The 25,955-nt window shown below is 59.0% G+C and carries 22 protein-coding genes; 5 read left to right on the top strand and 17 right to left on the bottom strand.

Annotated elements, in window-relative coordinates:
• Positions 1–25: 25 nt before the first annotated feature.
• The 5 genes from QMK54_RS29805 to QMK54_RS29825 all read right to left on the bottom strand — a co-directional run bounded on the left by QMK54_RS29805 (position 26) and on the right by QMK54_RS29825 (position 6,663).
• Complete coding sequence (locus QMK54_RS29805) at positions 26–1,168, bottom strand: ABC transporter ATP-binding protein (RefSeq protein ID WP_110662159.1); 1,143 nt, start codon at positions 1,166–1,168, stop codon at positions 26–28.
• 71 nt (positions 1,169–1,239) lie between these two features.
• A complete protein-coding gene (locus QMK54_RS29810; protein WP_110662160.1) occupies positions 1,240–2,337 on the bottom strand; it encodes a polyamine ABC transporter substrate-binding protein in 1,098 nt (365 codons plus the stop codon).
• Positions 2,338–2,580: 243 nt separating this feature from the next.
• The gene (locus tag QMK54_RS29815) at positions 2,581–3,693 is read right to left on the bottom strand and encodes a polyamine ABC transporter substrate-binding protein (protein ID WP_103395837.1); all 1,113 of its coding nucleotides are present in this window, start codon (positions 3,691–3,693) and stop codon (positions 2,581–2,583) included.
• Between the two features lie 187 nt (positions 3,694–3,880).
• Entirely contained in the window at positions 3,881–5,245 is a 1,365-nt protein-coding gene (locus tag QMK54_RS29820; protein WP_320401772.1) for an aspartate aminotransferase family protein, read from the bottom strand.
• 59 nt (positions 5,246–5,304) lie between these two features.
• Positions 5,305–6,663: a glutamine synthetase family protein gene (locus tag QMK54_RS29825; RefSeq protein ID WP_110660024.1), complete on the bottom strand. Its 1,359-nt coding sequence runs from the start codon at positions 6,661–6,663 to the stop codon at positions 5,305–5,307.
• Positions 6,664–7,330: 667 nt separating this feature from the next.
• Here QMK54_RS29825 and QMK54_RS29830 point away from each other — a divergent pair.
• The 3 genes from QMK54_RS29830 (at position 7,331) to QMK54_RS29840 (ending at position 10,397) form a co-directional block, all read left to right on the top strand.
• Positions 7,331–8,707 carry a glutamine synthetase family protein gene (locus QMK54_RS29830; RefSeq protein WP_053163627.1) on the top strand — a complete coding sequence of 459 codons (1,377 nt, stop codon included), beginning with the start codon at positions 7,331–7,333 and terminating at the stop codon, positions 8,705–8,707.
• 207 nt (positions 8,708–8,914) lie between these two features.
• Positions 8,915–9,667 (top strand): carbonic anhydrase, encoded by a 753-nt coding sequence (locus tag QMK54_RS29835; protein ID WP_223589468.1) that lies wholly within the window; start codon positions 8,915–8,917, stop codon positions 9,665–9,667.
• Between the two features lie 91 nt (positions 9,668–9,758).
• Positions 9,759–10,397 carry a TetR/AcrR family transcriptional regulator gene (locus QMK54_RS29840; protein ID WP_320401773.1) on the top strand — a complete coding sequence of 213 codons (639 nt, stop codon included), beginning with the start codon at positions 9,759–9,761 and terminating at the stop codon, positions 10,395–10,397.
• Between the two features lie 176 nt (positions 10,398–10,573).
• Here QMK54_RS29840 and QMK54_RS29845 read toward each other — a convergent pair whose 3' ends face one another.
• The 9 genes from QMK54_RS29845 to QMK54_RS29885 form a co-directional block, all read right to left on the bottom strand.
• Positions 10,574–10,789 (bottom strand): TOBE domain-containing protein, encoded by a 216-nt coding sequence (locus QMK54_RS29845; RefSeq protein ID WP_007967989.1) that lies wholly within the window; start codon positions 10,787–10,789, stop codon positions 10,574–10,576.
• Between the two features lie 33 nt (positions 10,790–10,822).
• Positions 10,823–11,629, bottom strand: a complete 807-nt coding sequence (gene ssuB, locus QMK54_RS29850) for an aliphatic sulfonates ABC transporter ATP-binding protein (protein ID WP_110660020.1) — start codon at positions 11,627–11,629, stop codon at positions 10,823–10,825.
• A complete protein-coding gene (gene ssuC, locus QMK54_RS29855) occupies positions 11,626–12,408 on the bottom strand; it encodes an aliphatic sulfonate ABC transporter permease SsuC (RefSeq protein ID WP_320401774.1) in 783 nt (260 codons plus the stop codon). Before ssuC ends, ssuB begins: the two co-directional genes overlap by 4 nt.
• Positions 12,409–12,417: 9 nt before the next feature.
• Complete coding sequence (gene ssuD, locus QMK54_RS29860) at positions 12,418–13,566, bottom strand: FMNH2-dependent alkanesulfonate monooxygenase (protein WP_110660018.1); 1,149 nt, start codon at positions 13,564–13,566, stop codon at positions 12,418–12,420.
• A gap of 26 nt (positions 13,567–13,592) precedes the next feature.
• Positions 13,593–14,573 (bottom strand): sulfonate ABC transporter substrate-binding protein, encoded by a 981-nt coding sequence (locus QMK54_RS29865; RefSeq protein ID WP_320401775.1) that lies wholly within the window; start codon positions 14,571–14,573, stop codon positions 13,593–13,595.
• Between the two features lie 90 nt (positions 14,574–14,663).
• Positions 14,664–15,257 carry an NADPH-dependent FMN reductase gene (gene ssuE, locus QMK54_RS29870; protein ID WP_110662331.1) on the bottom strand — a complete coding sequence of 198 codons (594 nt, stop codon included), beginning with the start codon at positions 15,255–15,257 and terminating at the stop codon, positions 14,664–14,666.
• A 313-nt stretch (positions 15,258–15,570) separates the two neighbouring features.
• The gene (locus tag QMK54_RS29875; protein WP_110662330.1) at positions 15,571–16,209 is read right to left on the bottom strand and encodes a peroxiredoxin; all 639 of its coding nucleotides are present in this window, start codon (positions 16,207–16,209) and stop codon (positions 15,571–15,573) included.
• 292 nt (positions 16,210–16,501) lie between these two features.
• Positions 16,502–17,842 (bottom strand): OprD family porin, encoded by a 1,341-nt coding sequence (locus QMK54_RS29880; RefSeq protein ID WP_223589460.1) that lies wholly within the window; start codon positions 17,840–17,842, stop codon positions 16,502–16,504.
• A 412-nt stretch (positions 17,843–18,254) separates the two neighbouring features.
• The gene (locus QMK54_RS29885; protein ID WP_110661992.1) at positions 18,255–19,595 is read right to left on the bottom strand and encodes an OprD family outer membrane porin; all 1,341 of its coding nucleotides are present in this window, start codon (positions 19,593–19,595) and stop codon (positions 18,255–18,257) included.
• A 364-nt stretch (positions 19,596–19,959) separates the two neighbouring features.
• Between QMK54_RS29885 and tauA the strand changes: the two genes are divergently transcribed.
• Positions 19,960–20,949, top strand: coding sequence for a taurine ABC transporter substrate-binding protein (gene tauA / locus QMK54_RS29890; RefSeq protein ID WP_110661993.1), 990 nt, complete (start codon positions 19,960–19,962; stop codon positions 20,947–20,949).
• Between the two features lie 148 nt (positions 20,950–21,097).
• Here tauA and argA read toward each other — a convergent pair whose 3' ends face one another.
• The gene (argA, locus tag QMK54_RS29895; protein WP_007987654.1) at positions 21,098–22,396 is read right to left on the bottom strand and encodes an amino-acid N-acetyltransferase; all 1,299 of its coding nucleotides are present in this window, start codon (positions 22,394–22,396) and stop codon (positions 21,098–21,100) included.
• A gap of 250 nt (positions 22,397–22,646) precedes the next feature.
• Positions 22,647–23,795, bottom strand: a complete 1,149-nt coding sequence (gene argE, locus QMK54_RS29900) for an acetylornithine deacetylase (RefSeq protein ID WP_110662586.1) — start codon at positions 23,793–23,795, stop codon at positions 22,647–22,649.
• A 157-nt stretch (positions 23,796–23,952) separates the two neighbouring features.
• Here argE and QMK54_RS29905 point away from each other — a divergent pair, with 157 nt between their 5' ends.
• Positions 23,953–25,320 carry an inorganic triphosphatase gene (locus QMK54_RS29905; RefSeq protein WP_150716306.1) on the top strand — a complete coding sequence of 456 codons (1,368 nt, stop codon included), beginning with the start codon at positions 23,953–23,955 and terminating at the stop codon, positions 25,318–25,320.
• Positions 25,321–25,435: 115 nt separating this feature from the next.
• On the opposite strand, the gene QMK54_RS29910 is transcribed toward QMK54_RS29905, so the two are convergent.
• On the bottom strand, positions 25,436–25,906 hold the full coding sequence (locus QMK54_RS29910; protein WP_110661619.1) for an Lrp/AsnC family transcriptional regulator: 471 nt from the start codon (positions 25,904–25,906) through the stop codon (positions 25,436–25,438).
• Positions 25,907–25,955: the final 49 nt, after the last annotated feature.

Consider the following 25,955-nt stretch of genomic DNA (forward strand, 5'->3'; position numbering starts at 1 on the left):
AGACGGCGTTTGAATTTGCGCATGTTCATGAGCGAAGTACCACGCCGCTGTCGTCTTCCCAGTACACGTAGACCTGATCACCCCAGGTCGGACGCTGCCCGCGACGCTCGGCGTTGGCCACGAACGACTGCACCAGCTTGCCGCTTGGCAGTTCGACGTAGAACACCGAGTGGCCGCCGAGGTAGGCGATGTCATGCACCTTGCCGCTGGACCAGTTGTACTGGCAGGTCGGCATGTCGGCGGTGACCAGCAGTTTTTCCGGACGGATCGCGTAGGTGACCGACTTGTCCTGCACCGAAGTGCTGATGCCGTGACCGACGTAGATCTGGCGGTCCAGGTCTTTGCAGGTGATGGTTGCGTGGCCTTCGGCGTCGTCGATCACTTCGCCTTCGAAGATGTTCACGTTACCGATGAATTCGCAGACCAGGCGGCTGGTCGGGGTTTCGTAGATGTCGATCGGGCTACCGATCTGGGCGATCCAGCCCAGGTGCATGATCGCGATGCGCTCGGCCATGGTCATGGCCTCTTCCTGGTCGTGGGTCACCATGACGCAAGTCACGCCGACGCGCTCGATGATCTCGACCAGCTCCAGCTGCATTTGCGAACGCAGCTTCTTGTCCAGTGCGCCCATCGGTTCGTCGAGCAGCAGCAGTTTCGGACGCTTGGCCAGCGAACGGGCCAGGGCCACACGCTGACGCTGACCACCGGACAATTGATGCGGCTTGCGCTTGGCGTACTGGCTCATCTGTACCAGCTTGAGCATTTCGGCCACGCGGGCGTCGACTTCAGCGGCCGGGATCTTGTCCTGCTTGAGACCGAAGGCGATGTTCTGCGCCACGGTCATGTGCGGGAACAAAGCGTAGGACTGGAACATCATGTTGATCGGCCGCTCGTAGGGCGGCATGTCGGTGATGTCTACGCCATCGAGGAAGATCCGCCCCTCCGTAGGCCGTTCGAAACCTGCGAGCATGCGCAGCAAAGTGGACTTGCCCGATCCCGAACCGCCGAGCAGGGCGAAGATCTCGCCTTTCTTGATTTCCAGGGACACATCGTCCACCGCAATCGTCTCGTCGAACTTCTTCGTGACCCGGTCGATTTTGACCAGCACCTGTTTAGGTTGCTGGTCGCCCTCGAGGGCTTTCTTATAGGCGCCGGAGGCAACTGCCATTTACGAAACTCCCAGAAAAAAGAGTGCAGTTCGCTCAAGGTGAGCCAACCTGGATAATTTGAGCCTTGAAACTATTTACCCGTCTTGACCGTGGTCCAGCTGCGGGTCATCAAGCGTTGAACATTCGGCGGTAGCTCGATGGACACATAGGTCTTGTCGAGAACCTCTTGCGGTGGATAAACCGCTTCGTCGGTGCGAATGGACTGTTCCATCAGTTTGTCCGACCCCGGGTTAGGGTTGGCATAGCCGACGTAATCACTGACCTGGGCAATCACCTCAGGCTTCAGCAAATAGTTGATGAAGGCATGGGCCTCTTTGACGTTTTTCGAGTCCTTTGGAATCGCCAGCATGTCGAACCAGAGCGCGCCGCCCTCTTTTGGAATCGAGTAGGCGATGTTCACGCCCTTCTTGGCTTCTTCAGCACGGTGCTTGGCCTGGAAGATGTCGCCGGAGAAACCGATCGCCACGCAGATATCGCCGTTGGCCAGATCCGCGATGTACTTGGAAGAATGGAAGTAAGTCACGTAAGGGCGCACAGCGAGTAACTTGTCAGTGGCCTTTTTGTAATCGTCAGGGTTGGTGCTGTTGGCATTCAGGCCCATGTAATTGAGCACGGTCGGCATCATTTCATCGGCGGAGTCGAGGAACGCGACGCCACAGCTATGCAGCTTCTTGATGTTTTCCGGCTCGAACAACACACCCCAGGAGTCGATCTTGTCGATGCCCAGTACGGCCTTGACCTTGTCGACGTTGTAACCGATGCCGTTGGTGCCCCACAGGTACGGCACGGCGTACAGGTTGCCCGGATCGTTCTGCTCCAGGCGCTTGAGCAGCACCGGGTCGAGGTTCGAATAGTTCGGCAACTGCGATTTGTCGAGCTTCTGGAATGCCCCGGCCTTGATCTGTTTGCCAAGGAAGTGGTTCGACGGCACGACCACGTCGTAGCCGGTACGCCCGGCCAGCAGCTTGCCTTCCAGGGTTTCGTTGGAGTCGAAAACATCATAAACCGGCTTGATTCCGGTCTCTTTCTGGAAGTCGGCCAGAGTGGTCTCGCCGATGTAGTCCGACCAGTTATAAATATGCACGGTACCGGCTGCCTGGACACTGACAGCAATCGTCAGCCCGGCGCCAACCAGCATGGCATTGCGCAACAAAGAAAAAATAGGCACGTGGAGGTCCTCTAAAATTAGTTGGGCCAAAGTTGCCCCGCGTTACATGACAACCGTGGTTGCCCAGTAACAAAACCGGCGCGCAACTTACCCTCGAAAAACCGTTCCAGCAAAACTTTTATACAGTTACACCTGTGGGAGCGAGCCTGCTCGCGATGGTCGTCAACGATAACGATGGGTGCCTGACACCCCGCGGCGCTCTCAGGTTCATCGCGAGCAGGCTCGCTCCTACAGGTTAATTACTTATTTACCCGATTTGATCTTGGTCCAGCTGCGGGTCATGATCCGCTGGGTCGCGGCCGGCAAATCGGCAATCGCGTACAGCTTGGCCAGCACGTCCGCCGGCGGGTAAACGCCCGGATCGCTGGTGATGTCTTTGTCCACCAGTGGCGTGGCAGCCGCGTTACCGTTCGGGAAACGCACGGCGTTGGTGATTTCAGCCATGATTTCCGGCTTCTGCAGGAAGGTCATGAACTTGTAGGCGCCTTCGACGTTTTCGGCATCTTTAGGGATGGCGACCATGTCGTAGAAGCTGCCTGCACCTTCTTTCGGAATGTTGTAGCTGACTTTCACCTTGTCACCGGCTTCGGCGGCGCGGGACTTGGCCTGGTAGATGTCACCCGAGTAACCCACGGCCACGCAGATGTTGCCGTTGGCGAGGTCGGAGATGTACTTGGACGAGTGGAAGTAGGCGATCGAAGGCCGGACCTTCATGATCAGCGCTTCAGCCTTGTCGATGTCTTCTTTCTTCTGGCTGTCGGTTGGCAGGCCCAGGTAGTGCAGCGCCACCGGAATCATCTCGGTTGGCGAGTCCAGCAGGCTGATACCGCACGATTTCAACTTGGCGGCGTTTTCCGGCTTGAAGATCAGGTCCCAGGAATCGACCGGTGCGTCGGCACCCAGTGCTGCCTTGACCTTCTCGGCGTTGAAGCCGATACCGATCGAACCCCACATGTACGGGAAGGCGTGTTCGTTACCCGGGTCGCTCACCGAAACGGCCTTGAGCAGGTCGGTGTTCAGGTTTTTCCAGTTAGGCAGCTTGGACTTGTCCAGCTTCTGGTAAACGCCGGCCTTGATCTGCTTGGCCAGGAAGTTGTTCGACGGTACAACGATGTCGTAACCGGACTTGCCTGCCAGCAGTTTGGCTTCCAGGGTTTCGTTGCTGTCGAAGACGTCGTAGACAACCTTGATGCCCGACTCGTCTTCAAACTTCTTGATGGTGTCCGGTGCAATGTAGTCGGACCAGTTGTACACGTGCAGTACTTTGTCATCGGCCTGAACCGCGCCCGCCATCAACCCCATCAGCGACATGGCAAGGAGAGTCTTGCCAGCGAGCTTTTTACCTAGTGCCTTCATGCGTAATGCTCCAAATTTTTCTTTTTTGAACCACTTGTTCAGCGACCGAACCCGGGCAACTGGAACCGCGGCTAGTCTGGCAAGATCCACATCGGTCTTTCAAGGAACGGCCACGCTTTCTGACAGCGCTGAGCGAAAGTAGCTGTTTTGATACAAACCCCAGCAACTCACGCTCAGAGCCTAGCACTTAGCCCTGCAGTGCACTCAGGGTCAGGTCAAGACACTTGCGAGCTTTGGTTACCAGCTCATCGATTTCCGCCGGTGTGATCACCAGTGGCGGAGCGATGATCATGGTGTCGCCGACCGCGCGCATGATCAGGCCGTTGTCGAAGCAGAACTGACGGCAGATCATGCCGACGCCCTTGCCTTCGTAACGCTTGCGCGTGGCCTTGTCCTGAACCAGTTCGATGGCCCCCAACAGACCCACCCCACGAACTTCACCCACCAGCGGGTGATCGTTCAGTTCCCGCAGACGCTTTTGCAAATACGGTGCCGTTTCTGCATGAACGCGTTCGATAATCTTCTCGTCGCGCATGATGCGGATGTTTTCCAGCGCCACCGCAGCGGCGACCGGGTGACCGGAGTAGGTAAAGCCGTGGTTGAAGTCGCCGCCCTCGTTGAGCACATCCACCACTTCGTCACGCACGATCAGGCCACCCATCGGGATGTAGCCCGAGGTCAGGCCCTTGGCGATAGTCATCATGTCGGGCTTGAGGTCGTAGAAATCGGCACCGAACCACTCGCCGGTACGACCGAAACCGCAAATCACTTCGTCAGCCACGAACAGGATGTCGTACTTGGCAAGGATTTCCTTGATGCGCGGCCAGTAGGTGTCTGGCGGAATGATCACGCCGCCAGCACCCTGGATCGGCTCGGCAATAAAGGCACCGACGTTGTCGACGCCGACTTCCAGAATCTTTTCTTCCAGCTGGTTGGCCGCCCAGATACCGAACTCTTCCGGGGTCATGTCGCCGCCTTCGGCGAACCAGTACGGCTGGGCAATGTGGACGATACCCGGGATCGGCAAGTCGCCCTGTTCGTGCATGTAGGTCATGCCGCCCAGGCTCGCGCCGGCCACGGTGGAACCGTGATAGCCGTTCTTGCGGCTGATGATGACTTTCTTGTTCGGCTGGCCCTTGATCGCCCAGTAGTGACGAACCATGCGCAGCATGGTGTCGTTGCCTTCGGAACCGGAACCGGTGAAGAACACGTGGTTCATGCCTTCAGGTGCGATGTCGGCGATGGCCTTGGCCAACTCCAGTACCGGTGGATGCGCGGTCTGGAAGAACAGGTTGTAGTAAGGCAGCTCGCGCATCTGTTTGCTGGCGGCATCGGCCAGTTCATCGCGACCATAACCAATCGCGACACACCACAGGCCGGCCATACCGTCGAGGATCTTGTTGCCTTCGCTGTCCCAGAGGTAAACGCCCTTGGCGCTGGTGATGATCCGCGGGCCTTTCTCTTTCAGCTGTTTGAAGTCGCTGAACGGAGCCAGGTGGTGATCATTGCTCAAGGTTTGCCATTCACGGGTTTGCGGATTGTTGCTGGTCATACGAATCTCCTAAAAAAATCAGGTGAAAGCACCGCCAGGCAGCGGCGGTGCCCGGCGCATCAGACGGCAAAGAGCAGGAATTCCCTTTCCCACGAACTGATGACGCGCTTGAAGTTTTCATGCTCGGCCCGCTTGACCGCGACGTAGCCAGTGATGAAATTTTTGCCGAGGTAACGCTCGATGGTCGCGCTGTTTTCCATGCGTTCCAGCGCGTCCTCGATGGTCAGCGGCAGGCGCAGGTTGCGGCGTTCATAACCACGCCCCACCACCGGCGCACTCGGGTTCAGGCCTTCGACCATGCCGATGTAACCGCAGAGCAGGCTCGCGGCAATCGCCAGGTACGGGTTGGCGTCTGCGCCCGGCAGGCGGTTTTCCACCCGACGGTTCTGCGGCCCCGCATCGGGTACCCGCAGGCCCACGGTGCGGTTCTCTTCGCCCCACTCCACGTTCACCGGCGCCGAAGTGTCCGGCAGGAAGCGGCGGAACGAGTTCACGTTCGGAGCGAACAGCGGCAACAGCTCGGGAATGAGTTTCTGCAGGCCACCGATGTGGTGCAGGAACAACTGGCTCATGGTCCCGTCTTCATTGGAGAAGATGTTCCTGCCGGTCTCGATGTCGATGATGCTCTGGTGCAAGTGCATGGCACTGCCCGGCTCGCCGGTCATCGGCTTGGCCATGAAGGTCGCAGCGACGTTGTGCTTGAGCGCGGCCTCGCGCATGGTGCGCTTGAACACCAGGATCTGGTCGGCCAGGGACAGGGCATCGCCGTGACGGAAGTTGATTTCCATCTGCGCGGTGCCGTCCTCGTGGATCAGCGTATCGAGGTCAAGGTCCTGCAGTTCACACCAGTCGTAGACGTCTTCGAACAGCGGATCGAATTCGTTCGCCGCTTCGATGGAGAACGACTGGCGACCGGTTTCCGGGCGACCGGAGCGGCCGATCGGCGGCTGCAACGGGTAGTCAGGGTCGTCACTGCGTTTGGTCAGGTAAAACTCCATTTCCGGCGCCACGATCGGCTGCCAGCCTTTGTCGGAATAGAGTTTCAGGACTTTCTTGAGCACGTTACGCGGCGACAACTCGATCGGGTTGCCTTGCTTGTCGTAGGAATCGTGGATGACGATGGCGGTCGGCTCGATGGCCCACGGCACCAGGTACACCGCGCTCTGGTCGGGGCGGCAGATCATGTCGATGTCGGCCGGGTCGAGCAGTTCGTAATAGATGTCGTCTTCGACGTAATCGCCGGTCACCGTCTGCAACAGCACGCTTTCTGGCAGGCGCATGCCTTTTTCGGCGATGAATTTGTTGGTCGGCGAAATCTTGCCCCGGGTAATCCCGGTCAAGTCGGCGATCATGCATTCGACTTCTGTGATCTTGTGGTTTTTCAACCAATCGGTGAGCTGGTCGAGGTTGTTACTCATAAATGCCTCTAGGCTTGAGTTGTCTGACCCTTTTAAGGTCAGGCGTTGTTTGACGCGTCGGCGTCGCGTTGTAGAGCGTTTCAGCAGCAGGTTAGCGTGTTTGCCGACACGGCTGCAGACGCCGGGCGTGCAGAATCGCGAGCGGTGCCCTGAACAAAGGTCAGGCCGCTATTGTGAATCGGTTCTATATTGAATGGAGTAACCGTAATGGGGGTGCCATCGCGACCGTCCAGAATATCGGACGGGGACGGTCGAACCGTCAGGGACGGAAGGATCACCGACGCCGCTGAGGCCACGGAGCGGACGGACGTGTCATCACTGATGTGATAAACATGCCGACCGACCTGTCTTGAGCAGTCGATGATGCCGATTATCGGCAGGCGAGACATGAAGCACCCCGGTATTATTGCTGTTATGGGTTTGATTCGAGCTTAGCCTTGTTCATTTTTTTACACAACACCCCCGTAAAAAATACAACACGGCCCGCTCAAGCCTGCGGGCGCCATAGAGGCAAAGGGCATAAAAACGCCCCAAAGTGCCTCAAAAAAGCCACACGGGCGCTTTTTTAGGGCAAAAAAGGCCTCGCTTGACTTCGGCATGCCGTTCGGGTTGACTGAAACCAGAAAAGATCAATGATTGATATTTTTAACAACAAAGGTGTTGCATCATGTCGGTACCCCCGCGTGCCGTTCAGCTTAACGAAGCGAACGCGTTCCTTAAGGAACATCCTGAGGTTCTGTACGTTGACCTTCTGATTGCGGATATGAATGGTGTGGTGCGCGGCAAGCGCATCGAACGCACCAGCCTCCACAAGGTTTACGAGAAAGGCATCAACCTGCCGGCCTCTCTATTTGCTCTGGATATCAACGGCTCGACGGTGGAAAGCACCGGCCTGGGCCTGGACATCGGTGATGCTGACCGAATCTGCTATCCAATTCCCGATACCCTATGCAACGAGCCATGGCAGAAGCGCCCGACCGCGCAACTGTTGATGACCATGCACGAACTCGAAGGCGAGCCATTCTTCGCCGACCCGCGTGAAGTGCTGGCCAACGTGGTACGCAAGTTCGACGAAATGGGCCTGACTATCTGCGCCGCGTTCGAACTGGAGTTCTACCTGATCGACCAGGAGAACGTGAACGGTCGTCCGCAACCACCTCGCTCGCCGGTTTCCGGCAAACGTCCGCACTCGACTCAGGTCTACCTGATCGACGACCTCGACGAATACGTCGACTGCCTCCAGGACATTCTGGAAGGTGCCAAAGAGCAAGGCATTCCGGCCGACGCCATCGTCAAGGAAAGTGCCCCGGCGCAGTTCGAAGTGAACCTGCACCACGTGGCTGACCCGATCAAGGCCTGCGACTATGCGGTCCTGCTCAAGCGCCTGATCAAGAACATCGCCTACGACCATGAAATGGACACCACCTTCATGGCCAAGCCTTATCCAGGCCAGGCGGGCAATGGTCTGCATGTCCATATCTCGATTCTCGATAAAGATGGCAAAAACATTTTTGCCAGTGAGGATCCCGAGCAGAACGCCGCACTGCGTCACGCGATCGGCGGTGTGCTCGAGACCCTACCGGCGCAGATGGCGTTCCTCTGCCCGAACGTCAACTCCTACCGTCGTTTCGGCGCACAGTTCTACGTGCCGAACTCGCCGTGCTGGGGCCTGGACAACCGTACCGTAGCGATTCGCGTGCCTACCGGCTCTGCCGATGCCGTGCGCATCGAACACCGCGTGGCCGGCGCCGATGCCAACCCGTACCTGCTGATGGCTTCGGTATTGGCCGGCGTGCACCACGGGCTGACCAACAAGATCGAGCCTGGCGCTCCGGTCGAAGGCAACAGCTACGAACAAAACGAGCAGAGCCTGCCGAACAACCTGCGCGATGCACTGCGTGAGCTGGACGACAGCGAAGTCATGGCCAAGTACATCGATCCGAAATACATCGATATCTTCGTGGCCTGTAAAGAGAGCGAGCTGGAGGAGTTCGAACACTCCATCTCCGACCTCGAGTACAACTGGTACCTGCATACCGTTTAAGCGGTTGCAGTAGTGAACAAACGCCGCCGGCCTCACAGCCTGCGGCGTTTTTTTTGCTCGCCATTTGTTACGGAATGCTGATTAGCAGAACCAAAGAAATCTCCTACAGATTCGTCAGACACCAACTACATCTGCCCCCCTGACCACAACCTCACACTCCGGACGCCGGGATTCTTCCCGTTTTCCTACCCGTGTGTGAGTACGACAATGAAAAAACAGTTATTGGGCGCAACCATCACTCTGGTCATCGCCGGTATGTGCTCGACTGCCTGGGCAACAGCCGGTGACACGGCTGCATGGAGCTATTCTGCCCCCACCGGTCCGCAAAACTGGGGTGAACTGAAAAGCGAGTACAGCCTCTGCTCATCGGGCAAGACACAGTCGCCTATCGATATTCGGGACGTGATCAAGACTGACGCTCAGACGCTGAACGTTGCTTATCAGCCAAGCACAGCCAAAGTGTCGAACAACGGCCATACCATTCAGGTAACGCCGGTCGACGCCGGAGGCATCACCCTGGAATCCGGTCACTACTCGTTCGTGCAAATGCATTTTCATACGCCGAGTGAAGAAATGATCCAGGGACGTACCTATCCTCTGGACGCGCATCTGGTTCACCGCAACCCTGCAGGCGAACTGGCCGTGGTCGCCCTGCTGTTTGAGGAGGGTGCACACAATCCGACCCTGGAGCCAATCCTGGCAGCCATGCCCAAGCACGCGGGCGGCAGTGCGCAGCTGGACACGGTAGACATTGCGCAACTGCTACCTGCGAACCTCAACGCCTATTTCTATATGGGCTCCCTGACAACCCCGCCTTGCACCGAAGGCGTGCGCTGGAATGTGCTGACCACTGCAGTGCAACTGTCGCGAGCGCAACTGGAGGCGTTCCAGGCGCTGTATCCAATGAATGCACGCCCGGTTCAACCCTTGAACGAGCGGAGTGTGCACGTTGGTGGCTAAGCGGTCTTGATCGCCAGGCTGGGCAGCGGAGCCCATACAGACAAGGTGCCACCTGCCTCGTACAATGCCCGCTGCCCCGCAGGAGACTTCCATGACACGCGTTGCCAGCCCCCGCAAACCCCGCGCCCGCAGCCAGGCACGGATCGATTCGATACTCGATGCGGCCCGCACATTGCTGGCGGCCGAGGGCGTGGCCAGCCTGTCGATCTACAGCGTCGCCGAGCGCGCGGAGATTCCGCCCTCCTCGGTCTACCATTTCTTCGCCAGCGTGCCGGCGTTACTGGAGGCGTTGACCGCCGACATCCACGCCGCCTTCCGCGCCTGCCTGCAAGCCCCCATCGATCACCATGCCTTGAACGGCTGGCGCGATCTGTCGCGGTTGGTGGAACAACGCATGCTGGACATCTATGCAGAGGACGCCGCCGCCCGCCAACTCATCCTGGCCCAGCACGGCCTGACCGAAGTCACCCAGGCCGACCGCCAGCACGACATCGAACTGGGCGACTTGATGCACAAGCTGTTCGACCATCACTTCGAACTGCCGACATTACCGAGTGATGTCGACGTGTTTGCCCTGGCCATGGAACTCGGCGACCGCGTCTACGCACGCTCAGTGCAACAACACGGGCAGATTACGCCGCGCATGGCCGAGGAAGGGATGCGGGTGTTTGATGCTTATGTGGGGTTGTATTTGCCACCGTATTTGCCCAAGCGCAGCCTTCCAGCCTGAGATGTTTGTTGGCCTCTCCGGCCTCTTCGCGAGCAAGCCCGCTCCCACATTTTGAATGCATTCCCTTGTGGGAGCGGGCTTGCTCGCGAAGGCCGCGCCGCGAATCTCGCTGATACACACCCACAAAAAACCCCGAAGGGCTCACACCCTTCGGGGTTGTTGTTTACGCATGAGCCTTACAACTTGGCGATCGACACCTCGGTGGACTTCACAAACGCGATCACTTCACTGCCGACCGCCAGTTCCAGCTCTTTCACCGAGCGCGTGGTGATCACCGAAGTGACGATGCCGGACGCGGTCTGTACGTCGATTTCCGACAGCACGTCGCCGAGGACGATTTCCTTGATGGAGCCTTTGAACTGGTTGCGAACGTTGATGGCCTTGATAGTCATGATGTTGATTCCTGTCGTGGGATAAGACTTGAGTTATTGAGCCCAACGCAATTGCGTGGGCAAGGGTGAAACAGGTTCCGGTTCCGGCGGCTGGCCGGGCAGCGCCAACACGCGATTGAGCACTTCGGTTTCCAGCGCCGCCAGCCGATGGGAACCACGCACCCGAGGGCGCGGCAGTTCCACGTGCAGGTCGAGGCCGACTTCGCCGTCTTCGATCAGGATCACCCGATCGGCAATCGCTACTGCTTCGCTGACGTCGTGGGTCACCAGCAACACCGTGAAGCCGTGCTGTTGCCAGAGTCGTTCGATCAGTTGCTGCATTTCAATTCGGGTCAGGGCATCCAGCGCACCCAAGGGTTCGTCGAGCAACAGCAGGCGCGGCTGGTGAATCAACGCACGGGCCAAAGCCACGCGTTGCTTCTGTCCACCGGATAGCGCTGCCGGCCACTCGTTGGCGCGATCGGCCAAGCCCACCGCTTCCAACGCTTCAAGCGCTTGCGGCCGCCAGTTGCCCTTGAGGCCCAGGCCGACGTTGTCGATGATCTTTTTCCAGGGCAGCAAACGCGCTTCCTGGAACATCAGCCGCGTGTCTTCCCGCGCCTCACTCAGTGGCGCGGCACCGGCGAGCAATTCACCGCCCGTGGGCTGGTCGAGGCCGGCGAGCAATCGCAGCAAGGTACTTTTGCCGCAACCACTGCGACCCACCACGGCGACAAACTGGCCAGCCGGAATGTGCAGGTCGATCTCGCGCAGCACCTGCCGCGAGCCAAAGGTTTTTTGCAGCTTGCGCACCGCCAGCGGAATGCCGCGCAGCAGGCGTGGAGGTTGTTCTGCGATCATGCCGCACCTCCCTTGGCAACCTGATACGCCGGGTGCCAGCGCAGCCACACACGCTCAAGCCCACGGGCCGCGAGGTCGGCCAGTTTGCCGAGCACCGCGTACAACAGAATCGCCAGCACCACCACGTCAGTCTGCAAAAACTCCCGGGCATTCATGGCCAGATAGCCGATGCCTGAACTCGCGGAAATGGTTTCCGCGACGATCAGCGTCAACCACATGAAGCCCAGGGCGAAGCGCACACCGACCAGAATCGAAGGCAGCGCCCCCGGCAAAATCACCTGCCAGAACAGGCTGAAACCAGTCAGGCCATAGCTGCGCGACATCTCCACCAGCGCCGGATCGACGTTGCGGATACCGTGATAAGTGTTGAGGTAGATCGGGAACAAGGTGCCCAGTGCTACCAGGAAAATCTTCGCCGACTCGTCGATGCCGAACCACAGGATCACCAGTGGAATCAGCGCCAGGTGCGGCACGTTACGGATCATCTGCACTGAACTGTCGAGCAGGCGCTCACCCCACTTCGACAGGCCGGTGATAAAGCCCAGGGTCAAACCGATGCCGCCACCAATGGTGAAACCCAGCGCGGCACGCCAGCCGCTGATGGCCAGGTGCGTCCAGATTTCGCGGCTGCGCACCAGGCTCACGCCGGCTTCGATCACGGCGACAGGTGCCGGCAGGATCCGTGTCGACAACCAGCCCGCCGACACACTCAACTGCCACACCGCCAGCAGCAACACCGGCAACGCCCAGGGCGCCAGGCTGTGGATGATTTTCTTCATGACCGCGCCTCAGCTCTGGGACGCGGCTTTGGGCAGGATGTCGTTGGCGACCATCTCGCCGAACGGGCTGACGTAACCGGCACCTTTCGGCAGCTCGGGACGCTCGACATCAAGGTGCGGGAACAGTAGTTCAGCGACGCGATACGACTCTTCCAGGTGTGGATAACCGGAGAAAATGAACGTGTCGATGCCCAGCTCCGCGTACTCCTTCACACGAGCGGCTACGGTCGGACCATCGCCCACCAGCGCCGTACCGGCACCCCCGCGCACCAAGCCGACACCGGCCCACAGGTTCGGGCTGACTTCCAGGTTGTCGCGGTTGCCACCATGCAAGGCGGCCATGCGTTGCTGACCGACCGAATCGAAGCGCGCCAGCGAAGCCTGGGCGCGAGCGATGGTGTCGTTGTCCAGATGCGAGATCAGCCGATCCGCGGCTTTCCAGGCCTCTTCGTTGGTTTCGCGCACGATCACATGCAGGCGAATGCCGAAGCGCACGGTACGACCGAGCTTGGCGGCTTTGGCCCGAACCTGTTCGATCTTCTCTGCCACCGCTGCCGGTGGTTCACCCCAGGTCAGAACCATTTCCACCTGCTCTGCCGCGAGGTCTTGTGCCGCTTCCGACGAACCACCGAAATACAGCGGTGGACGTGGCTGCTGGACCGGCGGATAGAGCAATTTCGCGCCTTTCACACTGATGTGCTGGCCGTCGTAATCTACGGTTTCGCCTTCCAGTACGCGGCGCCAGATGCGGGTGAATTCCACCGAGGCCTGATAGCGCTCTTCGTGACTGAGAAACAGACCATCACCCGCCAATTCTTCCGGATCACCGCCGGTCACCAGGTTGAACAACGCACGCCCGCCGGACAGTCGATCCAGGGTCGCGGCCTGACGCGCCGCCACCGTCGGGGAAATGATCCCGGGGCGCAGGGCGACAAGGAACTTCAAGCGCTGGGTCACCGGAATCAGTGATGCCGCCACCAGCCACGAGTCTTCGCAGGAACGCCCGGTAGGGATCAGTACCCCACCGAATCCCAGGCGATCCGCTGCCTGTGCGACTTGTTGCAGATAACCGTGATCGACGGCGCGGGCGCCTTCGGCGGTGCCAAGGTAATGGCCGTCGCCGTGGGTAGGCAGGAACCAGAAGATATTGAGGCTCATTGGAGTGGTCTCCTTGGGGAATCGATTTACTGGGCTTTGGTTACTGAGCTTTGGGCAACGGCGGCCGGCGGCGTCCAGATCACATCCTTGATGCTCAACTGCTTTGGAATCAGCTTGAGCTGGTAGAAGCTGTCGGCGATTTTCTGCTGCGCGGCGACCACTTCCGGGGTAAGGAACAGCGCGCCGTAACCCTGGCGTTTCACCGAGGTCAAGGTGATGTCTGCCGGCAGGCCGAGCAGCGGCGAAACCTGTTGGGTCACGTCTTGCGGGTTAGCCTTGGACCATTCACCGACCGCGCGCACTTCTTCCACCAGGGTCTTGATCACCTCAGGATTTTTCTGCGCATAAGGCTTGGTCGCCAGGTAGAACTGATGGTTGTCGACGATGCCCTGGCCATCGCGCAGAGTGCGCGCTTGCAGCTGTTGTTCGGCGGCGGCCTGGTACGGGTCCCAGATGACCCAGGCGTCGACGCTGCCACGCTCGAACGCGGCGCGGGCATCAGCTGGCGGCAGGAATACGGTCTGGATGTCGGTGTATTTGAGGCCGGCGTCTTCCAGTGCGCGCACCAGCAGGTAGTGCACGTTGGAACCCTTGTTGAGCACGACTTTCTTACCCTTGAGCTCGGCCACCGACTTGATCGCCGAGTCCTTCGGCACCAGGATCGCCTCACTGTGCGGCGCTGGCGGTTCGTAGGCGACGTAGAGCAAATCTGCGCCGGCCGCTTGAGCGAACACAGGTGGAGTCTCACCGGTAACGCCGAAGTCGATGGAGCCGACGTTCAGGCCTTCAAGCAGTTGTGGGCCACCGGGGAATTCCGTCCATTGCACGTCCACGCCTTGGGCGGCGAGGCGTTTTTCCAGGGTGCCCTTGGCTTTGAGCAGCACCAGGGTGCCGTACTTCTGATAACCGATTCGTAATGTCTCGGCCTGAGCTTGAGTAATGGCGCCGAAGGTGACAGCCGCAGCAAACAGAGCGACCAGACCACGACGCAAAATGACAGGGCGCATGGCGCTCTCCTTTTTGCAGTTGGGTTTTGGCTGCACCTGCTTGCCCGTTGACGGGCGAGTAAGGCCAGTACTTCAATTTTTCGGTGAGGCTCAAATGCTCCAGCGAGCACTCAACAAACGTTCATTCAACAGGTTCGGATCGAGCGGCCTGGGCCGTCGCGCCATGGCACCGGAGAACTGCTCCAGCGCTTCATACAAACGTTGCTCCAGCTCCGGCGCCAATTGCGCCTGGGCGCTGCCTTCGCCGTAAGCGATCTGGCTGTCGACGGCGAATATCCCTTGCAGCATTTCCTGGGCCTTCAATGCCGACAGCACCGGCTTGAGCGCGTAATCCACCACTAGCATGTGGGCGATGCTGCCGCCGGTGGCCATCGGCAGAACCACCTTGTGGCTCAACGCGCGTTCGGGCAGCAGATCCAGCACGACCTTCAGTGCTCCGGAAAACGATGCCTTGTAAACCGGTGTGGCGATCAGCAGGCCATCGGCGTTTTCAATCTGTTGCAGCAGGTCGATCACCCTGGGGCTGTCGAAGCGTGCGTGCAGCAGGTCTTCGGCCGGGAAGTCCCGTACCTGATAACTCACCACTTCCACGCCCTGCTCTTGTAACCATTGCCGGGAGCGATCCAGCAGCACCCCTGAACGAGAGCGCTGACTGGGACTGCCACCGAGAGAGACAACCAACATTCAGACGATTCCTTGCTCGACGTTGGCGATTCGCGGTTTGCGATCTCGCTTCAATGGAGTGACCTTAACAGCTGATTTATATATCCATAAATCATATTTATTCATTTGGTTATTCGTTTTAGAGATATATAAATCCATATTCTCCAGGCAAAAAAACAGGCCGTCGAAACGGCCCGAAATCCCCTGCTTTGTAAATGCTGTGGTGCCTGATCTGGCGCCTTCGCGAGCAAGCCCGCTCCCACAGTTGACCGCGTACCTCCTGTGGGGGCTTGCTCGCGAAGGCGGCATCAGCCACACCGTAAATATTGATGACTCACCGATTGGGCTGCGGCGTCAGGCGCAAGTAAGGCTTGACCGCCCGATAGCCCTTGGGAAAACGCTGTTTGATTTCATCCTCATCCTTGAGCGACGGCACGATCACCACCTCATCACCGTCCTGCCAGTTGGCCGGCGTGGCCACCTTGTAGTTGTCGGTGAGTTGCAGCGAGTCGATCACCCGCAGGATTTCATTGAAGTTGCGCCCGGTGCTCGCCGGGTAGGTAATCGTCAACCGGACCTTTTTGTTCGGGTCGATCACAAACAGCGAGCGCACGGTCAAGGTGTCGTTGGCGTTGGGGTGGATCAGGTCATAGAGGTCCGAGACCTTGCGGTCGGCGTCGTCCAGGATCGGAAAGTTGACCACGGTGGCCTGGGTTTCGTTGATGTCCTCGATCCACCTGTGGTGCGACTCGACAGGGTCCACGGACAGTGCGATAGCCTTGACGCCGCGCGCTGCAAATTCATCCTTGAGCCTGGCGGTGAAACCCAGTTCGGTGGTGCATACCGGCGTGAAATCCGCCGGATGGGAAAACAGCACGCCCCAGCTATCGCCCAGCCACTGATGGAAACGGATGATGCCGGCGCTGGAGTTCTGTTCGAAATCGGGGGCGATATCGCCAAGTCTGAGACCCATGGTGCTGCTCCTTGTGAGTGCTTGATGGGTTCAACTGTGCCTGTGTTTTTTATCTATTAAAAAGAATAAATATCGATTTATTTAGATCATTAGGAAATATTAAAGATCTGTTCACTGGACGCGCACGCGCAACCCGCCGAACATCGGCCACGAGGTTCGAGAAGGCCTTGAGTTGCTGCAAAGAGGGAACTTCAGGGCGGGATTACGGGGGTGAACCCGTCTTGAACATGTAAAAGCCCCGCCCGGTGCAAGACCGGGCGGGGCTTTTTTTGTCTCGGTTACGCGAACGCTATTACAACAGCGGGATCGAGTAGCTGAGGATCAGGCGGTTTTCGTCCTGCGAACGTGTGTTCGGCAGGTCGGTGCGCCAGGTGGCGTTTTTCCACGCCAGGCCCAGGTTCTTCAACGGACCTTCCTGAACGACGTAGGCCACGCTCAGATCGCGCTCCCACTCCGAAGCACCATTGGCCGCTTGGCCACCCTTGGCGTTAACGGTGTCGATGTTGTCGCCATGCAGGTACACCAGACCCGCCGTCAGGCCAGGTACGCCGACCTTGGCGAAGTCATACGCGTAACGTGCCTGCCAGGTACGCTCGCCAGCACGGCCGAACTTCTGGATTTGCGAATCGGTGATGGTGTAGTTCGACGAACCGTCACCCTGGTTCAGCCAAGGAAAGTCGCTACTGCCGTTGCTGACCTGGTAACCGCCACCGAAGGTATGACCGGCAACCGAATACAGGAACAGGCCGCTGTACAGGTTGTTGTCGACCTTGCCTTTACCGTTTGGCGCGTTGTAGTTGCCAGTGGTGTAGTACAGCGGGTCGTGACCGTTGGCACCATCATCAGAGCTGTTGAAATAACGGAAATCCGACTTCAACACGCCCGGGCCGATGGCCCAGTTGTGAACCAGACCCAGGAAGTGTTGCTTGTAGAACTCTTCCAGATTGCCGTAGTAGTACTGGGCAGTCAGGTCCTTGGTGATCTTGTAGTCGCCACCGGCATAGATGAACTTGTTGCTGTCGCGGAACTTGGTGCCACGAGTGTTCGCGCCCGAGATCGACATCTGCTCATTGTTGCTGGAGTTACGGCCTTTGACGGCTTCGATCTGGCCACCAACCAGCGACAGGTCCTTGATCTCGGCGGAAGTGATCTGGCCACCCTGCCAGGTTTGCGGCAACAGACGACCATCGTTGGTCACGATCACCGGATTTTTCGGCTGCAAGGTGCCCAGCTTCAGTTCGGTCTGGGAAACCTTGGCTTTGGCAGTCAGGCCCAGGCTGGAGAAATCATCAACCGCCTCGCCGTTGGATTTGCTCGGGAAAACCGTGCCGCCGTAAGAGGTCGCGGTGGCGCCGTTGGTACCGCCGCCCGAATCCAGCTTGACGCCCAACAGGCCGATCGCATCGATACCGAAACCGACGGTGCCCTGGGTGTAGCCGGAGATGAAACGCAGATCGAAGCCTTGACCCCACTCTTCGTTTTTGTTGGCACCGGCACCGTCGCGGTTGTCGGTGTTGATGTAGAAGTTACGCAGCCCCAGTGTTGCCTTGCTGTCTTCGATAAAACCCGCGGCGCTTGCCTGCTGGGCCAATACCCCGACGGCCACAGCCATGGCCAAGGTGGATTTGTTCATGTTTCGCTCCTCTAGTTTCTAATTCTGATGTTCCTGGTCCCGAATCGATTGCCCGGGATCCTGAATGCATAAATTCGCGGTAAACCGTCTAAGCCGGTCGTTTGGCGGGCGGCAGGATACATGGCCTTAAAGCCAAAAAGAATTTCTTAAGTTTTTTTAATATCACTGTGGAATATGGCTTCCCACGGCAGAACCGAGGTATCGGCGGCAAGGCCGATTCCTTAACCTGATCATTTGTCGAGGGACGAAATTGCCAAATCCGAGTTCAGGGATGAGTGTCGGACGGACGCACTTTAAGCGGGATGGATAAAAACTAAAAAGAATAAAAAAGAAATAGCATCTGCATTTATGGAATATAAACCTCGGCTCGAAAAAAAGCCCCGCCAGCAGGCGGGGCTTTTTCGTGAGGTGATTACATGAAGCTGTAGGTGTAGTTGAAGATCAGACGAGTCTGGTCCTGGTCCAGGGTGCTGGTGTTGCCACGGTAGGTGCCGTGACGCAGCGTGGTACCAAAGCCTTTCAGTGCGCCCGTCTGGATCACGTAATCCACACGTGCGTCAGTCTCGTGCTCGCTCAGGTCTTTACCCACACCGTTGGTGGCCTTGATGTCCTGGCCATTCAAGTAACCGATCGACGCCTTCAGGCCTGGAACACCCAGGGAGGCGAAGTCATAGGAGTACTGACCGAAGGTGGTGTTTTCACCGGCACGGATAAAGCTGCCAACGGTCGCATCGGTAAACGAGTAGAAGCTCGCGCCGCCGGCCCCTTCCTGACGACCCTTATCATCGATAAGGCTGCCCTGGTTCAAGAATACGAAGCCGCCGTCATCGTTGACACGCTGATGCCCGAGCAGGAACGCGTGGCCACCCAGGGTGTAGGTGAACATGGCGCTCCAGGTCTTGTTATCGACCTCACCCGGGTTCTTGGCGAAACCGTTGTTGTTGTTGAAACGGTAGCCCACATCGCCGTTCTTGCCGTCGGAGCTGCTGTCGAAATAACGGATATCAGTCTTGAACGACTGATTGGCCGCGATCGGGTAGACGTGCACCAGGCCGAGGAAGTTCTGTTTGTAGAAGTCTTCCAGGTTCGCGTAGTAGTACTGCAGGGTCAGGTCTTTGGTGACCTTCCAGTCAGCACCGGCGTACTGGAACTTGTTGCTGTCTTGGGTAGCGCCCGCCACGGACAGGCCAGTGGAGTTTGAAGAGGCGCGACCCGACGCGTGCTCCAGTTGACCCAGGTTGAAGGTCACATTGTCGATTTCTTTGGAGGTGATGGTGCCACCGTCAAAGGTCTGCGGCAGCACACGGCTGTCGTTCGCGATCAGGATCGGCAAGTTAGGCGCCAGGGCGCCGCCCAGGTGGGCTTCGGTCTTCGAGAAACGCGCTTTGACGTTGCCATCCAGACGGCTCCACTCGTCAGCCGCTTCTTTGCCATCGCTCGGGAAGAACGAGTTGGCGTTACCGACCGGGTGATGCCCCTTGCCGCCATCGAGGTGGATACCCACCAGCGCCTGGGCATCGATACCAAAGCCTACGACGCCCTGGGTGAAGCCCGACAGGTAGTCGAACTTCAGACCCTCAGCGGTTTCGCGCTGACGGTTAGCAGCAGTGCCTGCACCTTCGCGCATATCAGCGTCGTAATACATGGTGCGAGAGCTGATGGATGCCTTGCTGTCTTCCAGGAAACCTGCGGCGCCTGCCTGCTGCGCCAAAACCCCTACGGCCACGGCCAAAGCCAAGGTGGACTTGTTCATTGTGTAGCTCCTCTCGATTCTAATTCTTGTATTCCTGGTCTCGAGTCGTCGCCCGAAATCCTAAGATGCGCGATTAGCGCCAGACCGTGACCCACAAGTCAATCGTAACTATGTGTGTCTACGACCATAGTCTAATCCCCGTTTTTTTGGTCCCTGCAGGGTCATGATTTCGTCATGAACCTGAAAAGAATTACCCGATTCTTTTCTAATACCGTTTAGGAATTTAGCTACCCATCGCACGATCGCCCCGGAATGCAAGGTTCGGCTCATAAGCTAATTCCTAAACGGTATTTATTTTTGCTTTTTTAGATCGATTAGTTTCAGTCGCAATTCGGAAACAAATCCTTTACCGAAAGGCGGCCCCATGACGACCAAACGCGCACTATCCGGACCAATTGTTACAGTTTGTGTATTCCTGGCATTTTCTTTCTCGGCTCAGGCGGCGAATCTCACCGTCGGTTACCAAACCGGAATCGATCCCAGCAAAGTCCCCCAGGCCGATGGCCTTTATGAAAAGACCATCGGCCAGCCCATCGACTGGCGACGCTTCAACAGCGGCCCGGAAGTGGTCACGGCGATTGCCTCGGGCGATGTGCAAATCGGCAATCTCGGCTCCAGTCCGCTGGCCGCCGCCGCCTCGCGCAATCTGCCGATTGTCGCGTTCATCGTCTCGGCCCAGATCAATGCCGCCGAAGCGCTGGTGGTGCGCAACGGCAGCGGCATCGAGAAACCGCAAGATTTGATCGGAAAGACCATCGCCACGCCTTTCGTATCAACTTCCCACTACAGCCTGCTGGGTGCGCTGAAGCACTGGGGCCTGGACGGCTCGAAAGTCAAAGTGGTGAACCTGCAGCCAGCGGAAATCGCCGCAGCCTGGAAGCGTGGTGATATTGATGGCGCGTTTGTCTGGTCGCCCGCCCTGGGGGAAATCCGCAAGACCGGCAAGACCCTGACTGACGCGGCGCAGGTGGGCCAATGGGGTGCGCCAACCTTTGAGGTTTGGGTGGCGCGCAAGGATTACGCCGAGAAACATCCGGAGGTCGTGGCAAAGTTCGCCCGGGTGACCCTGGATTCGTTCGCCGACTATGCCGCGCATAAGGACCAATGGACCGTTGACTCGGTGCCCGTCCAGAAAATCGCCAAATTGACCGGTGCCAACGCCGCCGATGTTCCGGAGTTACTGGCCGGTTCCGCCTTCCCGGATGCCAAGGCGCAACAGAGCACCGCGCTGCTGGACGGCGGCACGGCCAAGGCCATTGGCGAGACAGCGAAGTTCTTGAAGGAGCAAGGGAAGGTCGAGACGGTGCTGCCGGATTATTCCCCGTATGTCAGTGCGAAGTTTGTGCAGGAGTGAATGCAAAACCTTGTGGCGAGGGGGCTTGCCCCCGTTCGGTCGCGAAGCGGCCGCAAAACCATGCGACTTGGTCGGGCAGGTTTTGGGGCTGCTCCGCAGCCCAACGGGGGCAAGCCCCCTCGCCACAGGGAGCTCTACTGCTACAACATTAGAGGGCTTTTTCGAAGATCTTCGAATTACGCTGATAGTTGTACAGCGACGCCCGCGCCGACGGTAGGCGGTCGACGCTGCTCGGTTCGAAGCCACGCTCGCGGAACCAGTGCGCGGTGCGGGTGGTGAGGACGAACAAGGTTTTCAAGCCCTGCGCCCGGGCGCGGGTTTCAATACGCTCCAGCAACTCATCGCCGCGACCACCATGGCGGTACTCCGGATTCACCGCCAGGCACGCCAGCTCGCCCGCATCCGAATCGGCGATCTGATACAGCGCCGCACAGGCGATGATCATGCCTTCGCGTTCAACCACACTGAACTGCTCGATTTCGCGTTCCAGCACCTCGCGGGAACGGCGCACCAGGATGCCCTGCTCTTCCAGCGGGCTGATCAGGTCCAGCAAACCACCGACGTCTTCAATGGCCGCTTCGCGCACCACTTCGAACTGTTCCTGGGCTACCAGCGTACCGCCACCGTCGCGGGTGAACAGCTCGGTCAGTAGTGCACCGTCTTCGGCGTAACTGACGATATGGCTACGGGCCACGCCGCCACGGCATGCTTCGGCTGCGGCATCCAGCAATTCCGCCTGATAGTTACTGCCCAGCCGTTGCAGATGCGCCGGCACTTGCTGCGGACGCAACTCTCGCACCAGGCGCCCGTGTTCGTCGATCAGGCCCAGGTCGGCGCCAAACAGCAGCAACTTGTCCGCGCCCAGGTCGATGGCGGCGCGGGTGGCGACGTCTTCACAGGCGAGGTTGAAAATCTCCCCCGTAGGCGAATAGCCCAACGGCGACAGCAGCACGATGGAGCGCTCGTCCAGTAGACGGTTGATACCCTTGCGGTCGACCCGGCGCACTTCGCCGGTGTGGTGATAGTCGACGCCTTCAAGCACGCCGATCGGCCGTGCCGTCACCAGGTTGCCGCTGGCCACCCGCAGGCGCGAGCCCTGCATCGGCGACGAAGCCATGTCCATCGACAGGCGAGCCTCAATGGCAATGCGCAACTGGCCGACTGCGTCGATCACGCACTCCAGGGTCGCGGCATCGGTGATGCGCATGCCGTGATGGTAATGCGGGGTCAGGCCACGGGCCGCCAGGCGCGTTTCGATTTGCGGCCGGGAACCGTGGACCAGCACCAGACGCACGCCCAGGCTGTGCAACAGCACCAAGTCGTGGACGATATTGCCGAAGTTCGGGTGTTCAACGCCGTCGCCGGGCAGCATGACGACAAAGGTGCAATCGCGGTGGGCGTTGATGTAGGGCGAAGCGTGACGAAGCCAATTGACGTATTCGGGCATGAACCTGGGCCTGTAATAAATAGCAGCCGAAAAAAGGGCGAAACTGAAAACGCACAGCGGGCTGATGGTTATCGTCGGAACAGGCTTGGCGACACGCGCGCTCTCCTCATGAATACGGGTTTGGGTACCGGCAATTTATACATTAAACCTGTAGGAGCCGGCTTGCTGGCGATGCAAGCACTGCGGTCCATTGGATGAACCGCGTCATCGTTCATCGCCAGCAAGCCGGCTCCTACAGATTGTGTTGCGTTCAGGCCGGCGTCAGGCAGTAATGTTCGATCAGTTGCCTTAATAGATGCACCGTAGGCTGCAAACGTGACATTTCCAGGTATTCCCCCGGCTGATGGGCGCAGGCGATATCACCCGGGCCAAGCACCAGCGTTTCACAGCCAAGGCGCTGAAGATAAGGTGCTTCGGTGCCGAACGCCACTGCTTCGGCGCTATGACCGGTGAGCTTTTCAGCAAGGCGCACCAATTCGGCGTCCTCGGCTTGCTCGAAGGGCGGCACTTCAGGGAACAGCGGTGCGTAATCGATCTTGACCTGATGCCGTTCGGCAATCGGATTGAGCTTTTGCAGGATCTCGGCGCGCAGGACCTTGGGGTCCATACCGGGCAACGGTCGCAAATCGAACTCCAGCGAACACTGGCCGCAGATGCGGTTGGGGTTGTCGCCACCGTGGATGCAGCCGAAGTTCATCGTAGGCGTCGGCACGCCAAACTGTGGATTGCGGAATTCGCGCTGCCATAACAAGCGCAGGCCACGCAGTTCGCCGATGGCATCGTGCATGGCTTCCAGGGCGCTGTGGCCCAGGCGCGGATCGGAGGAGTGACCGCTCTGGCCGAGGATGTCGATACGCTCCATCATGATGCCTTTGTGCATGCGGATCGGCTTGAGCCCGGTCGGTTCGCCAATCACCGCCGCCCGCCCCAGCGGTCGCCCCGCTTCGGCCAGCGCACGGGCGCCGGACATCGAGCTTTCTTCATCGCAGGTGGCGAGAATCAGCAACGGCTGCTTGAACGGCTGATCGAGCAGTGGTTTGACCGCCTCGATGGCCAGGGCGAAAAAGCCCTTCATGTCGCAACTGCCCAGGCCGACCCAACGACCATCGACTTCAGTCAGCTTCAGCGGGTCGGTCTGCCAGAGCGCACCGTCAAACGGCACGGTGTCGCTGTGCCCGGCCAGCACCAGGCCGCCGGGACCGGAACCGAAACTGGCCAGCAGATTGAACTTGCCGGGGCTGACCTGCTGGATCTCGCAGGCAAAACCCAGCTCACCGAGCCACGTCGCCAGCAGATCGATCACCGGGCGGTTGGTTTGATCGAGACTGGGCTGGGTGCAACTGACTGACGGTGCGGCGATCAACGCAGCGAATTGTTCTTTCATCGACGGCAATGGCATCGCTGACTCCCGGCACCCGAATTGAGGTCCATCATAGAACCAACCGATGATAGGAATAAACCGTCGCGGCGCGTACTAACCTTGAGTCCTGTACACTGCACGACCTTGGCAGCCACACATTCCCCCGGCTGCGCTCCCGATCCTGGATTTTCCGGCCATGCAGAAAGAAACCGAAATCAAACTCCGCGTCAGCCGCGAAACCCTCGCCGCCCTGCGCGAGCACCCGCTACTGAAAAAACGCAACAAAAGTGGCTGGGAACGCCGTGAGTTGATGAACCAGTACTTCGACACGCCCGAGCGCGACCTGGCGCAGGCCAAAGTCGCCCTGCGCCTGCGCAAGGATGGCGAAGAAGTGATTCAGACCCTCAAGACCCGCGGCCAGAGTGTCGCCGGCTTGTCGGTGCGTAACGAGTACGACTGGAACCTGCCCAAAGCCAAGCTCGACCTGAAGAAACTCGACGGCGAATGCTGGCCCGAGGAACTGGCCGAACTGGACAAGAAGACCCTGAAGCCGATCTTCACCACCGACTTCGTCCGCGAACGCGCGGAAATCGCCTGGGGCCGTGGCAAGACCAAAGTGGTCATCGAAGCCGCGCTGGACCTGGGTCACGTCGTAGTCGGCAAGCAGAAAGAAGAAATCTGCGAGCTGGAGCTGGAGCTGCGCGAAGGCGAGCCGGCAGCCCTGCTGGAACTGGCCGCCGAGCTGGCCGAGAAACTGGCCCTGATGCCGTGCGACATCAGCAAGGCCGAGCGCGGTTATCGCCTGTACGACGCCCACAGCTATTCGCTGAGCCTGCCGGCGCCGCAGATCACCGCCGAAACGCCGCTGGACGACGCGTTCGCCGCGCTGAGCTGGCATTTGCTGGGCAGCAGCCAACGCCTGGCCGAGCAGTATCGCTTCAACGGTCACTGGCGCCTGTTGCAGGATTGGGTCGAATGCCTCGCGGAAATGCGCGCGTTGATCAGCAGCCTGGGCCAGGCCGCTCCGCGTCAGTCGACCCACGACCTGCGTATCGCCCTTGATGCCTTGCTGGAAGACTGGCGTCCGCTGGTCCAGGCCGGCCTGGACGATGAAGACGTGCGCAAAGCCGCGCCTGAACAGTTCCTCGAAGAACTCGAAGACCCGCGCTGGGGTCTGTTCTCCCTGACCACCTCGCGCTGGTTGCTGGCCCGCACCTGGACCGCCGACCGCAACACCCGTGGCAATCGCCAAGGCGCTGCGCAACTGGGTAGCTGGTTGCCGCGCCTGCTGGGCGAAGAAGCCACTTCGTTGCAACTGCAGCGCTACCAGCAACAGCCGGAAGACCTGGCCGAGCAACTGCCGCGCATCGAGCGCATCCAGGTCTGGCTGCATCATGCGCGCAACGTGCTGGAGATCCCGGAAATGGATCGCCTGTACGGCGAGCTGAACAAACTGGCGCAACTGGCCAACGAATCGATCACCGATGAAGTCCTGGATGCGCGCAAGCAGCAGGCGATTGCGGTGTATCAGAACCGTGCCTGGAAAATGTTGCTGCGTCTGTAATACCTTGTGGCGAGGGGGCTTGCCCCCGTTGGGTTGCGCAGCGACCCCAAAAAATGGGCCTGCTGTGCAGTCCAACGGGGGCAAGCCCCCTCGCCACAAAGGCCCTCAAGCATCATCAGCGCAATACCGGCAAACTGGTAGTCGACTTGATCTCCGACAACGCCACGATCGAATTGACCTCCTGAATCCCCGGCACCATCGACAGCTTCTCGAAGAAGAAGCGCTCGTAGGCCTCGATGTCCGCCGTGACAATCCGCAGCAGGAAGTCCACTGCCCCCATCAGTACGTAACACTCCAGCACTTCCGGAAAGCCGCGAATCGCCTCGGTGAATTCGGTGAAGTTCGAACGCCCGTGGGCATTGAGTTTCACCTCCGCGAAGATCTGCGTGTTCAGGCCGATTTTCTTGCGGTCGAGCAAGGTCACCTGGCCGCGAATGATGCCCTCCTCTTTCATCCGCTGAATCCGCCGCCAGCACGGCGATTGCGAGAGCCCCACCTGCTCGGCGATTTGCGCGCTGGAAAGCGAAGCGTCCTCTTGCAGCAAGGCGAGGATCTTGCGGTCGTAGCTGTCCAGCTCGCTTTGCATAAATAAACCCTTAACCGAGTAACAAGTGAATTGATTGATTCTTCATTTC

The sequence above is a fragment of the Pseudomonas sp. P5_109 genome, from assembly GCF_034009455.1.
GTDB lineage: Bacteria > Pseudomonadota > Gammaproteobacteria > Pseudomonadales > Pseudomonadaceae > Aquipseudomonas.

Bases quoted from the DNA above. Each gene is read 5' to 3' on its own strand.
- QMK54_RS29805 (WP_110662159.1), bottom strand. From the start codon at position 1,168: ATGGCAGTTGCCTCCGGCGCCTATAAGAAAGCCCTCGAGGGCGACCAG.
- QMK54_RS29830 (WP_053163627.1), top strand. From the start codon at position 7,331: ATGTCGGTACCCCCGCGTGCCGTTCAGCTTAACGAAGCGAACGCGTTC.
- QMK54_RS29840 (WP_320401773.1), top strand. From the start codon at position 9,759: ATGACACGCGTTGCCAGCCCCCGCAAACCCCGCGCCCGCAGCCAGGCA.
- argA (WP_007987654.1), bottom strand. From the start codon at position 22,396: ATGCCCGAATACGTCAATTGGCTTCGTCACGCTTCGCCCTACATCAAC.
- QMK54_RS29875 (WP_110662330.1), bottom strand. From the start codon at position 16,209: ATGGGTCTCAGACTTGGCGATATCGCCCCCGATTTCGAACAGAACTCC.
- QMK54_RS29820 (WP_320401772.1), bottom strand. From the start codon at position 5,245: ATGACCAGCAACAATCCGCAAACCCGTGAATGGCAAACCTTGAGCAAT.
- ssuB (WP_110660020.1), bottom strand. From the start codon at position 11,629: ATGATCGCAGAACAACCTCCACGCCTGCTGCGCGGCATTCCGCTGGCG.
- QMK54_RS29835 (WP_223589468.1), top strand. From the start codon at position 8,915: ATGAAAAAACAGTTATTGGGCGCAACCATCACTCTGGTCATCGCCGGT.
- ssuC (WP_320401774.1), bottom strand. From the start codon at position 12,408: ATGAAGAAAATCATCCACAGCCTGGCGCCCTGGGCGTTGCCGGTGTTG.
- QMK54_RS29815 (WP_103395837.1), bottom strand. From the start codon at position 3,693: ATGAAGGCACTAGGTAAAAAGCTCGCTGGCAAGACTCTCCTTGCCATG.
- QMK54_RS29905 (WP_150716306.1), top strand. From the start codon at position 23,953: ATGCAGAAAGAAACCGAAATCAAACTCCGCGTCAGCCGCGAAACCCTC.
- QMK54_RS29880 (WP_223589460.1), bottom strand. From the start codon at position 17,842: ATGAACAAATCCACCTTGGCCATGGCTGTGGCCGTCGGGGTATTGGCC.
- ssuE (WP_110662331.1), bottom strand. From the start codon at position 15,257: ATGTTGGTTGTCTCTCTCGGTGGCAGTCCCAGTCAGCGCTCTCGTTCA.
- QMK54_RS29825 (WP_110660024.1), bottom strand. From the start codon at position 6,663: ATGAGTAACAACCTCGACCAGCTCACCGATTGGTTGAAAAACCACAAG.
- tauA (WP_110661993.1), top strand. From the start codon at position 19,960: ATGACGACCAAACGCGCACTATCCGGACCAATTGTTACAGTTTGTGTA.
- ssuD (WP_110660018.1), bottom strand. From the start codon at position 13,566: ATGAGCCTCAATATCTTCTGGTTCCTGCCTACCCACGGCGACGGCCAT.
- argE (WP_110662586.1), bottom strand. From the start codon at position 23,795: ATGCCATTGCCGTCGATGAAAGAACAATTCGCTGCGTTGATCGCCGCA.
- QMK54_RS29910 (WP_110661619.1), bottom strand. From the start codon at position 25,906: ATGCAAAGCGAGCTGGACAGCTACGACCGCAAGATCCTCGCCTTGCTG.
- QMK54_RS29865 (WP_320401775.1), bottom strand. From the start codon at position 14,573: ATGCGCCCTGTCATTTTGCGTCGTGGTCTGGTCGCTCTGTTTGCTGCG.
- QMK54_RS29845 (WP_007967989.1), bottom strand. From the start codon at position 10,789: ATGACTATCAAGGCCATCAACGTTCGCAACCAGTTCAAAGGCTCCATC.
- QMK54_RS29885 (WP_110661992.1), bottom strand. From the start codon at position 19,595: ATGAACAAGTCCACCTTGGCTTTGGCCGTGGCCGTAGGGGTTTTGGCG.